Source organism: Roseibium hamelinense (assembly GCF_007830545.1).
GTDB classification, from domain to species: Bacteria; Pseudomonadota; Alphaproteobacteria; order Rhizobiales; family Stappiaceae; genus Roseibium; species Roseibium hamelinense.
The window spans coordinates 24,722-38,347 of the sequence record NZ_VLLF01000009.1; the positions used below are offsets into that span (position 1 = coordinate 24,722).

The window sequence follows — 13,626 nt, forward strand, 5'->3', positions numbered from 1 at the left end:
ACTCAAAATGAATGATGCCTTAGATCGCGGACATGATCACTGCCATCGCGATCCCATAAACGAGCACCCCTCCGATGATCCACATGTGCTGGTTGTTGACCCCGAGTTTCTTTTCGACCTTGTCGGAGAACATTTTCAATAGTTCTGGCCAAGTGTAGGAGACGAAGTCGCCTTGCGTCATGATGGAGACGATGCGGCCGTTTTCATCGACAACCGGCAGACGGCGGAAGCGCTCATTCGACATCACTCTCAACCAATCGACAACGTTGTCGTCATCACGCGCAAGCCTAAGGCTTGTCGTCATGATCTCTGACAATTTGGTTTCTGCAGGGCTCTTGTTTTCCGCTACGATGCGGCGCATCAAGTCCCGCTCGGTCACGAGGCCGACCACTTTGTTGTCTTCATCGGTGATCACCACCGACCCGATATTGCGAGCCGTCATCTCTTTCGTCGCCTCAAGTACGGTTTGGTCGGGCGAGGCTGTATAAGGCTTAGGTTTGGAGAGATATTCGATGCGTTCCTTGATCTTCATGAATGCGCCCTCCTGAGTTGAGACCACCAGTGTACGCGAGAAACACGATACTGGTTTCCCAGCCGGAAGAAGTCTTTCTCCCGTATCCAGCCAAATCAATGCTGGCGGATTTCCGTGGATCCGCGCTAACGGTCACTTTCCTGCCGTACATCCGAGATCTATCTTCGCATTCCTTCCGGCGATATACGAAAGTCCAAACCATCCATGTCTGAAACGCACACCTCCGCATCCTCTCCCACAACCAAAGCGGCACTTCTTGCTCCGGATGCCGCGCTAAGGATCGCAAGGAGAATTTCAGAGGAAATCGGCTGCCTGCCCACGCAAGTAAACGCGGCCGTGCAGTTGCTGGATGAAGGCGCCACCGTTCCCTTCATTGCCCGATACCGGAAGGAAGCAACCGGGGGCTTGGATGACAGTCAGCTTCGAAAGCTTGAAGAGCGCTTGGCCTACTTACGCGAGCTGGAAGACCGCCGAGTGACCATAACCAACTCGATTTATGAACAAGGCAAACTGACCGACGAGCTGGTAAAAAAAATTCAGGCAGCCGAAACGAAGTCAGCCCTGGAAGACATTTATCTTCCATACAAGAAAAAACGCCGCACCAAGGCTCAAATTGCGCGCGAAGCCAGTCTGGAACCACTTGCGGATCTATTGCTGGAGGACCCGGCGAAAACACCGGAGACGGAAGCTGCTAATTTCCTGAATCCAGACCAAGGATTTGCCGATACGAAAGCAGTTTTGGATGGCGCACGGCAAATCCTCATGGAACGATTTGCCGAAAATGCAGATCTTGTAGGCCGCTTGCGCCGTCATCTGCAGGAGCGCGGTGTCGTGCAGTCGAAACTGATTGATGGCCAGGCCGAAAAAGGTGCCAAATTCTCTGACTATTTTGACTACCAGGAACCGTTAAGCAAGGTTCCAAGCCATCGCGCGCTCGCGTTGTTTAGAGGCCGGAACGAGGGCATTTTGTCGGTCGACCTTACTGTTGATGCAGATGACCCGGCCCTTGTGCCGCCTGCCGTGCAGATGGTCGCGGATGCCTATTCTATCGCTGACCGCGGGCGACCAGCAGACAAATGGCTTATGGATGTCGCCAAATTCGCTTGGAAAGTAAAACTCGCGCTACATCTGGAGTTGGACCTTATGGGTGCACTGCGGGAACGCGCAGAAGAAGCAGCTATCGAAGTCTTCGCGAAGAACCTGAAAGACCTGCTTTTAGCTGCTCCCGCTGGCGCCAAGGCGACGCTTGGTCTTGATCCAGGCATCCGAACAGGTGTGAAGGTGGCTGTCGTCGATGAAACAGGAAAACTCGTGGACACAGCCACGATCTATCCGTTTCAGCCGCGCAACGACGTCAGTGGATCGCGGGCTACCCTTCTCGCCTTGATCGCAAAACACAAGATTGGACTGATTGCTATAGGGAACGGTACGGCCAGTCGCGAAACGGACCGTCTTGCAGCTGATGCGTTGGCCGATATTCCTGCATCCCACCGTCCGGTCAAAATTATCGTCAATGAAGCGGGCGCGTCGGTTTACTCAGCTTCGGAGCTGGCCGCAAAAGAAATGCCCAACATCGATGTATCGCTGCGGGGCGCTGCGAGTATTGCCCGGCGCCTTCAAGATCCACTCGCGGAGCTGGTAAAAATCGAACCGAAATCAATCGGTGTCGGGCAGTATCAGCATGACGTCAATCAGACCAAACTTGCGCGGGCTCTGGACGCGGTTGTCGAAGACGCGGTGAATGCGGTGGGCGTGGACCTGAACACAGCCTCCACTGCTCTTTTGACCCGCATTTCGGGCTTGAGTGAGAGTCTGGCAAAAGCAGTCGTTGAACACCGCGATCAAATTGGCCGTTTTGAAAGTCGCAAACAACTAAAAGAGGTACCCCGGCTCGGGGCGAAGGCATTTGAGCTATGCGCTGGGTTCTTACGCATCAACGAGGGCAAAGAGCCGCTCGATGCATCCTCGGTGCATCCCGAAGCCTACCCGCTTGCGAAGCGGATCGTGAAAGCCTGCGGCCGTGACTTCAGCAAAGTCATGGGGAATTCGGGACTTTTGTCCGGGCTGGATCCAGCGGAGTTCACCGACGAAACTTTTGGCCTTCCAACTGTCAAGGACATTCTGGCGGAACTTGAAAAGCCAGGCCGCGACCCACGTCCGGAGTTCAAGACTGCGGCTCTCCAAGATGGCATTGAGGAGATCAAGGACCTCAAACCGGGCATGAAACTGGAAGGCACCGTTACAAACGTTACGAATTTTGGCGCTTTCGTCGATGTTGGCGTACACCAGGACGGACTTGTACATGTCTCGCAGCTGGCCGATCGGTTCGTAGATGATCCGCACAAGGTGGTAAAGGCCGGTGACATCGTCAGAGTAACGATCCTAGACGTGGATGTGCCTCGCAAACGTATATCCATGACTATGAAGTCTAATGCGGACTACGAGGGGCAGCGCGAAAAACAGTATGGCCGAAAAGAACCCCTGAAGCGCACCGAGCGGGGCATGGGGCCACCCAAAAACGGCGGTCAAAGACACGATGGCAGCGGCAAAGGCAAAGGAGCCTCTACCGGATCCGATACGGGCAACAATGCGATGGCCGCGGCGCTTGCTGCCGCGATGAATAAACAGCGAAAATGAAAAGGGGCGGCAGCGGCGGCATTTGACTCCCGTGCTTACGACCCCGGTGACATCCGGTCAGCGGTTATATCTTCGGTATTTCCTTTGAGGGGTTTGATCAGCGTGCGGACGGCCTACATTCGGCAAATGAAAATCGCCCCGCACTTGGAAGGCTGAAAAGGATCCCCACGGATGCCGATTGAAGCATCTATGCCACACAACATTCCGCCCGTGCTTGCAGGTCCCCTGCTGCGCAAGATCCTCCCCAGTCGGTTGACGTTTTGGCTGGCATGCCGATCGCCGGCAAACGTCCGGATAGAGCTCTTGCTCCCGGATGGCTTCGTACAATCCTATGACCTGATCCGGGGCGAACCGGGACTGACGTGCCTGCTAGGAGGCAGCCACCTGCACTATCTTCTGATCGATCTGGCGCTCGATGAAGAACTGCCTGTGGAAACGCTGATCGGATATCGCATCAGCCTCCTAATGGAGGATGATCTCGAGAAGGGATGGCAGGACCACACCGTGTGGGCGCCCGACATTTGCTATCCCGGCAAGACAACACCGTTCCTCCGGGTGCCCCATAAAGTGTCTTCGGTCATGCATGGTTCCTGCCGGAAACCACACAGCAGCTGCCCGGACGGGATGGTCGCCGCGGACCGGATTGTCGCAAGCGCTCTGCAGACGGACCGTGCCGGGGCATGCACGACAGCAATCCTGCCAGAACTCATGGTTCTGAGCGGAGATCAGGTTTATGTCGATGACGTAGCGGGGCCCATGCTGCAAGCTATCATGCACGTTGTTCAGACGCTTAAATTACCTGACGAGCCTTTTGAAGGATCAGAAGAAGGCCTTCCGCGCTCAGGCACGGCGCTTTATGAAATGGGCGGTTGCCTGTACCACAGAGACGACTTGCTGCCGAAAATCGATCAGAATGCCTCCGTGTTTGATGTGCTTTTCGGCGGTACCAGCAAACCCATCTTTACGTCTGCACATGCGCGCAACCACCTCATCACTTTGGGTGAAATGCTGGCGATGTATTTGTTGGTATGGTCACCGGCAGCCTGGGAGTTCATCCCTGAACTGAGTGCGCCAGATGCACTGAACGAAAAAGACCGGGCCATGTATGCCAAGGAGAGCGGGATCCTGAATGGCTTCGTTGAAAACCTTCCAAAGATCCGTCGGCTGATGGCACACGTGCCGACCGCAATGATGTTCGACGATCACGATGTCACCGACGACTGGAACTTATCGCTGGCCTGGGAGGATGCTGCCTATGGCCATCCGCTATCGCGCAGGGTTATCGGAAATGCGCTCATTGCTTATGGGATAAACCAAGGTTGGGGCAACCGTCCTGAAAAGATCCGTGCGGATCTGCAGGACATATTTCAGTCAGCGCTGTCAGCCCCTGGATCACGGAGCCATGAGGATGCAATCGACAAAATTCTGGATTACGAGGGATGGGATTTTGAATGGCCAACCGATCCGCCGTTGATTGCCTTAGACACCCGGACCAGAAGGTGGCGCTCAGAACGGAATAGCCACTATCCCTCAGGTCTTCTTGACTGGGAAGCCGCGACCGATCTGCAAGCTAAACTACGCGGTAAAGATGCCGTTCTTTTGGTCTCCGCCGCACCAATCTTCGGGGTGAAGCTGATCGAGTCGGTACAAAAGTTTTTCACGATCATCGGGAAACCGCTCATGGTCGACGCTGAGTATTGGATGGCGCATCCGGGCACCGCCAGCGCGATTTTAAACATATTTCAGCACCGCAACACGCCCCGCCATTTTGTTATTATATCGGGCGATGTGCACTACTCATTTGTTTATGATGTCGAACTGCGCAACGGCCGGACCGCGCGCAATGGTGAAACCGGAGAGAACCCGGAAATCTGGCAGGTTTGCTCCAGCGGCATTAAGAACAAGTGGCCTGACAAGCTGATTTCGATGCTGGATCTGGGAAACCGCTGGGCGTTTTCACCGCGCTCACCACTGAACTGGCTAACCAAACGTCGTGGTATGCGAATTGTCCCACGCAAACCTGTTGGCACCCCGCACGGCCACCGTCTCTTAAATGCCTCCGGCATCGGGTTGGTGGAACTCGACGATGACGGGGCGCCGACGCGCATTCAGCAGATAACAGCTGACGGCAGGAGTTTTCCATTCGAACGACGTGAGCATGAGGCTCGCCTGGACTAGGCACAAAACGGCAAGGCGCCGTTTTGCTGGAACCCTTTCTGGAGGGGGAGTCTAAGCTTGCCTTGGCGTTTCTCAGCAAATCAGGATATGCAACCTGCTAATGTGGAACGAACCGGGAATCAATTCATGACGTGGTCCCCTGAACAGGATGCGGCCCTGCAGGAAACAGCCAGCTGGCTTAGGCGGGGCGACCGCCAAGTATTCCGGCTTTTTGGCTATGCAGGCACCGGCAAGACCACGCTGGCGCGGCATTTGGCTGAGGGCATAGATGGCGACGTGGTTTTCGGCGCATTTACCGGCAAAGCAGCCCATGTCCTGCGACAAAAAGGTTGCGACGATGCAGGCACGATCCACTCGCTCATTTACCGTCCGAAATCCGCGAAAGAAGAAGACGACACGGACGATGAGGACGATGACACAGGTCCGCAGTTTGCCATCAAGCGAGACAGCGCCGCCGCCACTGCAAAACTGATCGTCATTGACGAATGCTCTATGGTTGATGAGGAGCTCGGCCGCGACTTGCTGTCCTTTGGAACCCCTGTCCTTGTTCTTGGCGATCCGGCTCAATTGCCTCCAGTTAAGGGTGGCGGTTTCTTCACTGAAGCCGGGCCGGACGTCATGCTGACCGAAGTCCATCGTCAGGCTCAGGACAACCCGATCGTCCGCATGTCTATGACCATCCGCGATGGTGGGCGGCTTGAGTATGGGACGTTTGGCGAGAGCCGGGTAATCGGACGGCGTGAGATCGACAAAGAGCAAATTCTCACGGCCGACCAGGTGCTTGTTGGCACAAACAAGACACGGCGCCTCTACAATGGACGGATACGCGAACTCAAAGACTTTACAACGCCCATGCCGGCCGTTGGAGACAAACTGGTTTGCCTGCGCAACGACAAAACAAAGGGCCTTTTGAACGGTGGGCTTTGGAATGTGAAACGTCTGCGCCAGCCAAGAGGGAATACACTGCGCTTCGATGTAACACCGGAGGACGAAGCAGCCGGCAATCAAACTGTAAAGGTGAAGGTGCTGCCGGCGATGTTCGAAGAAGGGGCCGAGCAAATTCCCTATGCCATCCGGCGCAAAGCGGACGAGTTCGACTACGGATATGCGTTGACCGTCCACAAGGCACAGGGGTCGCAATGGGACGATGTAGTTTTATTTGACGAGAGCTGGGCTTTCCGCGAGCACAAATCCAGATGGCTTTATACCGCTGTTACCCGGGCTGCCGAACGGATTACGGTTGTTAAGTAAAAACGGCCGGGGCAGATGCCCGGCCGTATCGTTTAAATGACTTTGGATTTGAAGCTCATCCTGAGAAGCACATGCCCGCTTCGCTCGTCGAGCTGTTCTCGCACAACTTCAAACCCATAAGCCTAATAGAAATTGCGACCTTTGGTGTTTTCCTTGAACACACCCAAGGCGAGAGGCTGCCGCAATTGCACCGGACGGTCCATAAGAACCCGCCCTATGCCTAGCCCTTGAAAAGAAGGGGACATGAATAATCCGTCATCTATGCACTGAGTGCACCGTTTCGGGGCTGTATAGATCATGAGAAGAGTCAAAAAAAGATCAATAATCAATTACTTAAAAGGGGAAGTAGACACTCTAGGAATGTCTACCCCTAGACATTTTCGAGGCGGTTTTTGACTTGTGAGTGTCAATTCTTAACACTAAAAAGTAAAAAACAAACACCTTAAAGGGCTGCGATATGGCTTAAGATGAGTTGCCGAAACCAGCTAAGGGGAATTGGGTTCAAACTGAACGAGAAGCCCACGAAGCATGGGCGAAGTTGATACGGAAGTCGCCCAAAGCAGCAGAGTTGATGCATATCCTCACTTCCCGCGTAGGCGAGCATAACGCTGTTGTTATCTCTCAGAAGAACTTGGCGCGTTTGATGGATGCCCACGTGAACACGGTCAAGAAAGCCGTGAGATTGCTTTCAGATGATAACTGGATCGAAGTTCGACAAATTGGCGATAGAGGTACTGTCAACGCGTACCTTTTGAATGATCGTGTCGTCTGGATCGGAGCTCGTGACGGTCTAAGATACTCACTCTTTAGCGCTCAGATTATTATCAGTGCTGACGAACAGGCTGATATAGAGCAGTTGGGAAACCAAAAGCCTCTACGCAGTTTACCACGAGTTGGAGAGCTACAAACGCCATCAGGGCCGGGCCTACCGCCGCCGTCAGAACCTTCACTACCCGGCATGGAAACAGACTTACCTTCAGCGAGACACGATACAAATGAAGTTAAATAAAATTTACTACATAATTTCAATTATATTATTTGTTATTTCACTAATAATAATGATTATTAGCATCAATAAAATTGATCACAAATCAATTATTAGAAGCAAAATTAAAAATAACATAGAATACGAAACAATTTCATCATTAGATGAAATGGATATAACTAATGAAATGAAAAATATTTACAACAATAATATCAAAAAATTATTCAATGACTCCATGAAAGAATCAAATAATATAATTACACACTACGACAAAAAATGCATGTGCTGGTTAATAATATCTGATGTAAATATAAATTACTTTTCATTACTATGTTTTTATTATGCAAGCGAAACTGCCAGATTCGTATTTGAGTTTAATGACGTTTCTATCGTACTAAAAGCAGCTTTAATAAGTAGAGTAACGTTATAAAAAGCGTGAGGCATTCATGGAAAAAATCGAAATTGGATACCATCCAATTGGAGTCAGCGCTAACTACACACACCATAAATTCATTTTGTATACCCAGGCCGACGGAACAACTTTTCAAATTCATGGTGGGGGTACTCAGGGATATGGAATTAGCCCTTTAGATGAACTCGTTAGCAGTGGCATACCTACTTTCGAGGGATTTGGCTCTCTCGGAATGAGGGTTTTTGAAACAACTAGTAGAACTCAAATTAGTAGTGATGTTCAACGTGAGACTGTATTTGAAGGTGAAGACTTAAAGGTTGTTTTTTATAAAATGGTCGGAATGGCTCAGGGTATTGCTGAAGAAAATACTACGTATAATGCCGCAACAAATAATAGTAATACATTAGTTGATAGGATAGTTCAATGGTCTGGAGGTGAGGCTCCAAAACTTGATGGAGAATTAATGTCTCCTGGAAGTGTATCAGATGATGAATATAACCCAGACTTTTATAGTAAACTACCACCTCCACTTTGGGGTGATGAGTTATATTCGAAGCACTCTGACATTACGCACGCATTGTTTAGAGGTTATTGTTTTCTTCCAGGCACTCCGATTGACATGTGGGATGGTTCTCAAAAGCCGATTGAAGACATCTGCATAGGCGACCAGGTCGTTTCTTATGACAAGAAAGGAAACTGGTTCCCGGTGATGTGACACGCACCATGACCAACCGGTCGAAGATCATTTTAGATCTGTTTGGCTTGATGGTTACTCCTGGGCACGCCTTTTACTGTGCCGAAGGCTCCTACAAAGGACAGCACGCCCCCCTTATCGACATCTTGCGTTCGGATGGAGCGATCCAGCACAAAGACGGCACGATCATCAGAGCAGCAACCGGGGTGCCTTGTGGGGCCCGCGAAGACAGCTTCGTTTGGGCCGTTGTGGGAGAACTGCAACCGGACGGGAAAGTTGTTGTTTCAGACAAAGGCAAGCTGCGTCTGGGAACTCGATTCATTACCGATGATGGAAAAGACCTCAGCATTGCTGACTTGATCAAGTCAGCAAATGGCACTCTCACAGACGAGGGGCTCATCCAGTTCAATGGTGCGACTGCTCCGGTGCCGTTCTATTGGATGTTTGACGATACCCTACCCAAGCCAGAGGACTACATCCTCAAGCGCTCCGGAACGACGCTGGAAAGCATTTACAAGGCTTCCGAGTGGGAGCAGCATCTTCCACATATGCCTCCCCCTGCAGACCTCTCTGGGGCGCCTGTACAACCTCTTACACAGGAGAGGCTGGTAGAAATGCAGCCCAATGTTCCGCTTTCCGCGAGCGGTGATACAAATCAAACGACGATGAGCCGCAAACAAAGGCGGGCGCAGCAGGCAAAACAGCGTAAAGCTACGAAACGCGCTCCAAACGATCTGCATTGACCGTTTCAGCGGGTGACACGAATGTCACCCGCTGTTCGGCTTTTCCCGACCGAACAACCGACGTAACAATCCTGTATTCTCCGTCGACCTCTTAGGATCCGGCAAAAGGGCCGTTGCTTGCTGCCGCCACCTGTCCCGGTCTTCCTTGACCTCGGCCAGCTGTTCGTCACGGTCACTCAACCGTTGCTTGGCCACTTCAAGCCGCAGCTCCAGTTCTTTGATTTTCAGAGCTGTTTCCGCCGTGTTCACTGGTGTTTGCATTTGTTCAGTTTCAACACTTAAAGGTGTTCGCACCGGATAGGCGACACCGCTTGAACTCCTGAAAAGGAGTTCGCTTCGCTCACGCTTGTTTGTGCTCCTCACGGGCTGCACTCATCACATACCTGACCACCGGCCGGACGCTCGTTTGGGGCGGCTCTGGCCCGTGGACAACCTCGTGTTCGATTAGCGATATGAAGCCGACCGGAGCGCCAAGGAATTCGGCCACGTATGTCTCGGCTTGAGGAAGAAACACATCACGGATGACCGTTTGGGCCTCATCCTGAAAGGCTTAGCTTAAAAACGGATGTGCCTGTTCGCTTGCTTCGCGCCAAACTAAGAAGACGCGGTCTGTGTCCGCATCGGTAGTGGGTCTGATCATTGATTTGATAATGCCGTTCTTACCCAAAGGCACGACGCCCGCGGATTGTAAGATCACAGGGTGATTTGCATTGCCAATTCAGCGGTGTGCTGATCTCAAAGCGAAAAGGCCACATGCACGTGACCCGGAATTATCTGGACACAAAATCTCCAAAATAGTCCTATGTGGACTTAACAAGTCGGAGAAGTAAGTCAAACTACTGAAAAGGCGCAAGCCAGTATCCACGCCCACAGTCTGAATAAGCTGCCTATCTCGAAGTGGGCGTGGGGACCGTATCGGGTTAACCCCGTCATTGATTTGTTGGCAAACCTCACGCGAAGCAGGTTCAGGCTCGAAAAAATTAGGCTTTGCACGTTTTAGACGGCGGTTATCGGCAAGACACCTTGCGCCAGCTCGCGGAAGCACTCTGTAACATGGTCTGCAAAAGCATGTGTTGCCTTTCCTGCCTTGCCCGATTTTTGCAGAATAATGTGGTAGTTGCCTATTTCCGGTAGTCCGTGGCGGGCATCCAAAATCTGAAGAGGCGGAGACACGACGCTGGCAGGGAATGGTGCAATAGCAAGATCGGCCAACAGTGCCGCCTCCTGCCCAGCGCTGTGAAAGCTGGTATAAGAAATCCGATAAGGTTTTTGAACCTTATCGAGTGCACTACGCGCCGCCCTCCGCCAAGGACACCCAGAACTTGATACCGCCAGCGGCAGCGGGTCCCGATCGTAGGCAATACCACCCTCCAGTCCCGCCCAAACCAGTGGTTCGGTGAAAACGATCTCTCCACCACGTGCGAGTTCGCTGTCGGGCCGGGCGGTATATAGCACAAGATCGAGCTCGCCCTTTTTCAGCCTGTCGAGCATCAGAGGACTTCCGTCCAGACTTACTTCCACGTTTACCCCGGGATGGGATCGCGCAAATCGTGACAGAATATTTGGAACGAAACGCGTTCCGAAATCAGAAGGCGCCCCAAAGCGCACCTCGCCTTCTACCGAAGGGGATTGAAACAATGAAACCGCTTCTTCATTCAGCATCAGGATCCGCCGGGCATATCCAAGCAATGCCTCCCCCTCAGAAGTCATGCGTACGGTGCGCCCCTCCCTTGCGAAAACCGGGACTCCGAGCAGTGTTTCCAGCTTCTTAATCTGCATCGATACCGCAGAAGGTGTACGACCAACCAGTTCGGAAGCCTTTGTGAAACTCGAAGTTTCCGCGATAATCAGAAACGTGCGATATAGCTCCATATCGATGAGCCTAGCACTCTGCATGGCATTGCTCGCCATCGATTTAGCCTTCTGTTTTTCAGTTCAATAATTCTGAACGTAATAGTAAGTACAATTCGATTGCCTGAAACACAATTAAAGCTCATATGCAACTTCAAGCGGATCACGAAAAACGCAAAGCGCCGACGAGACCGCGGTTTCAACCAAATTTAAGCACTAGGATTGGGATCGCTATGACCTATCTTGCACAAATGCTTGGCACGAACCTTATGGGTGCCGTAAACGGCCGTTCAGTGAACGAAATTGCGCGCATGGACAAGGCCCTGCGCCAAAGCGCTTACCGTAAGACCTTCAAGTTCGGAAGCTTGCTAGGCTAAGCAACAACGCTTCCCTAATTAACAGCTGGGTATCCCAACATTTCCGCTTCGTGCTTCATTTGAAGGATGGGTGCGTAATCGGTGAAGCTACAATGAGTGAAGCCGCAGATTCCTAGGTTTCTGCGGCTTTCTTCTGTTTTTGAGCAGGAAAATACCTCAGCGAGTACCGCACCAAGTGCAGAGATTTCTTTTTCACTGCGGTGCTTTGAAGTGACTAGTGGAAGGCCTGGTACCGATTGGGTCCGCGCTATTGGTCGCAGTTGTTGCGCCAATTCAGGCAGGGTGCGCATGGTATATTCCCAACAAATCGCATCGACACAACACACGTCAGCGCGGCTGGCTGCAACTGCTTTCAGTGACTTCAGGTGGCTGCCGCTTTGCAAGACTCCGGCGAAATAAGGCTGACCTCCGGCTAGCGGAGCAATCGCATGACGGAATGCGTTGTAACCCGACTGTGAATCAGGGCCGTTTACGACCGCGACCTTGCCGCAAAGATCTTGAAGGCCGACCAGCTCATCATCGCACCGGACGATAATATGACTGACATACCGCTCGGCCTCGCATCCTGGCGCGTCATAGTGCGGGATCCCAAGCGGAACGACCTGATCAACCAATTGGGTTACAAGCGGATATCCGCAGGTTTGAGCAACCAACAAATCAGGACTCATCCACAAATCAGTAAGATCTGTATGATCCGTGGCGTCCTCATAAGTTCCATCGACAAGGCCAAGTTCAGTAAAAACAGACTCAGCGATCGCCGCTTCAAGGCTGCGTGTGTGCTGCGCGAATTGCGGCCAATCATACATCGGCAGTCTTATAAGCTTCCGCGGCACGACAAAATCAGCAGCTTGGTGCATCGTCATCTCGCCCCCTCCCCTTTCGCCTGTTTCATAAGCGGATGAGCAACCGGTTCTTTTTGCGATAAAAGATACTGACGGGCCAGCGAGAAGTAGCTTTTGTAGACATATCCGTCGTTTCGGGACTGCCACTCAGCCTTCCTGCTTTGGTAGAGATCTGGCAAACGGTACCAAGCAATGCGCGGATAAGCGTGGTGCACCACATGCAGGTTATTGTTCAAGAACAACACTGAAAACAATGGGCAGAACTCCACGATGATGGATCGCGCATCAGGGTTTTTATGGGCTCGATGTTCTGCAAAGGTACGAAGCATGAGCAAGCTCATCGCCGGATAGCAAACAGTAAGGACATACAACCAAAACGGCACATTACCGATCAACGAAACGAACAACACAACAGGGACGGCGCCGATGAGATGATGCAGCCATGCATTTCTGACCTCCTTGTCGCCCAGTACCATGGCCCTCATTTCGGATCCATAAAACCCGACAAGCGAGACCGCTGGCCCAATAATCAGACGCCCCAGCAGTGTATTGTTTAGAGTGAGTATGGCCTTCAAAACGCCTGGAAGCTTTGTCCAGTCAGACCAAGCCCAATAAAAACTTTCCGGATCATCATAGGGATCCGTCAAACGATCATTGTTGTGGTGGCGTAGGTGCAGCTGCTTGAAGCGACGGTATGGAATAAAAAGCCCAAGCGGGAGATAAACCAAAGCTTCATTGAACATCTTAGAGCGCGTTGGATGCCCGTGAAGCACCTCATGCTGGAGCGAGCTAGAGAGCGTGATTAAAAGTGCGAGAAACGGAAAACAAAGCCAATAACCAAGGGCATTTGCAAAATACAGAAGACCTGCCCAGCCTCCAAAAACAAAAATCAAAAGAGCAAGTGTTGGCCACTCGCAAACGGGCATTCGCGGCACGAATTTCTCCAGTTGTTCATAAGGGTTTGAGATACTTTGCAGAATATGCCCGTAGACTCGCTTAACGCTCAACGAGAGACTTGTTATCAAATTATGCGAACGTGACTTTAAAGGGCGTGCTGTTGTTTTTGGTCAACAAAATAGACAGTAGTCTACATATTGCGAATATCCACACCTCAACTCGCGAGC

Annotated in this window: 13 protein-coding genes; 8 read left to right on the plus strand and 5 right to left on the minus strand. The window is 51.8% G+C overall.

Annotated elements, in window-relative coordinates:
* Positions 1-19: 19 nt before the first annotated feature.
* Positions 20-532, minus strand: coding sequence for a CBS domain-containing protein (locus tag JM93_RS17005; RefSeq protein ID WP_145345895.1), 513 nt, complete (start codon positions 530-532; stop codon positions 20-22).
* A 204-nt stretch (positions 533-736) separates the two neighbouring features.
* Here JM93_RS17005 and JM93_RS17010 point away from each other — a divergent pair, with 204 nt between their 5' ends.
* From JM93_RS17010 to JM93_RS17040, 7 genes are all read left to right on the plus strand, one after another.
* Positions 737-3,169: a Tex family protein gene (locus JM93_RS17010; protein ID WP_145345897.1), complete on the plus strand. Its 2,433-nt coding sequence runs from the start codon at positions 737-739 to the stop codon at positions 3,167-3,169.
* A gap of 171 nt (positions 3,170-3,340) precedes the next feature.
* The gene (locus tag JM93_RS17015) at positions 3,341-5,347 is read left to right on the plus strand and encodes a metallophosphoesterase family protein (RefSeq protein ID WP_208995263.1); all 2,007 of its coding nucleotides are present in this window, start codon (positions 3,341-3,343) and stop codon (positions 5,345-5,347) included.
* 126 nt (positions 5,348-5,473) lie between these two features.
* Positions 5,474-6,598, plus strand: coding sequence for an ATP-dependent DNA helicase (locus JM93_RS17020; protein ID WP_145345899.1), 1,125 nt, complete (start codon positions 5,474-5,476; stop codon positions 6,596-6,598).
* 71 nt (positions 6,599-6,669) lie between these two features.
* Positions 6,670-6,822 carry a hypothetical protein gene (locus JM93_RS22205; RefSeq protein ID WP_244300882.1) on the plus strand — a complete coding sequence of 51 codons (153 nt, stop codon included), beginning with the start codon at positions 6,670-6,672 and terminating at the stop codon, positions 6,820-6,822.
* A gap of 347 nt (positions 6,823-7,169) precedes the next feature.
* The gene (locus JM93_RS17030; protein ID WP_244300883.1) at positions 7,170-7,607 is read left to right on the plus strand and encodes a hypothetical protein; all 438 of its coding nucleotides are present in this window, start codon (positions 7,170-7,172) and stop codon (positions 7,605-7,607) included.
* Positions 7,608-8,029: 422 nt separating this feature from the next.
* Positions 8,030-8,710, plus strand: a complete 681-nt coding sequence (locus JM93_RS17035) for a hypothetical protein (RefSeq protein WP_145345905.1) — start codon at positions 8,030-8,032, stop codon at positions 8,708-8,710.
* Positions 8,711-8,718: 8 nt separating this feature from the next.
* A complete protein-coding gene (locus tag JM93_RS17040) occupies positions 8,719-9,432 on the plus strand; it encodes a hypothetical protein (protein ID WP_145345907.1) in 714 nt (237 codons plus the stop codon).
* A 24-nt stretch (positions 9,433-9,456) separates the two neighbouring features.
* Here JM93_RS17040 and JM93_RS17045 read toward each other — a convergent pair whose 3' ends face one another.
* Together JM93_RS17045 and JM93_RS17050 are read right to left on the minus strand one after the other, a co-directional pair.
* Entirely contained in the window at positions 9,457-9,693 is a 237-nt protein-coding gene (locus JM93_RS17045; protein ID WP_145345909.1) for a hypothetical protein, read from the minus strand.
* A 735-nt stretch (positions 9,694-10,428) separates the two neighbouring features.
* Positions 10,429-11,343 (minus strand): LysR substrate-binding domain-containing protein, encoded by a 915-nt coding sequence (locus tag JM93_RS17050; protein ID WP_145345911.1) that lies wholly within the window; start codon positions 11,341-11,343, stop codon positions 10,429-10,431.
* 173 nt (positions 11,344-11,516) lie between these two features.
* On the opposite strand from JM93_RS17050, the gene JM93_RS21795 reads away from it, so the two are divergent.
* Entirely contained in the window at positions 11,517-11,660 is a 144-nt protein-coding gene (locus JM93_RS21795; protein ID WP_170230723.1) for a hypothetical protein, read from the plus strand.
* A gap of 14 nt (positions 11,661-11,674) precedes the next feature.
* Here JM93_RS21795 and JM93_RS17055 read toward each other — a convergent pair whose 3' ends face one another.
* Positions 11,675-12,523 (minus strand): phosphate/phosphite/phosphonate ABC transporter substrate-binding protein, encoded by an 849-nt coding sequence (locus tag JM93_RS17055; protein WP_208995265.1) that lies wholly within the window; start codon positions 12,521-12,523, stop codon positions 11,675-11,677.
* A complete protein-coding gene (locus tag JM93_RS17060; protein ID WP_155197659.1) occupies positions 12,520-13,428 on the minus strand; it encodes a fatty acid desaturase in 909 nt (302 codons plus the stop codon). The genes JM93_RS17055 and JM93_RS17060 overlap by 4 nt, the downstream gene beginning before the upstream one ends.
* Between the last annotated feature and the right edge of the window lie 198 nt (positions 13,429-13,626).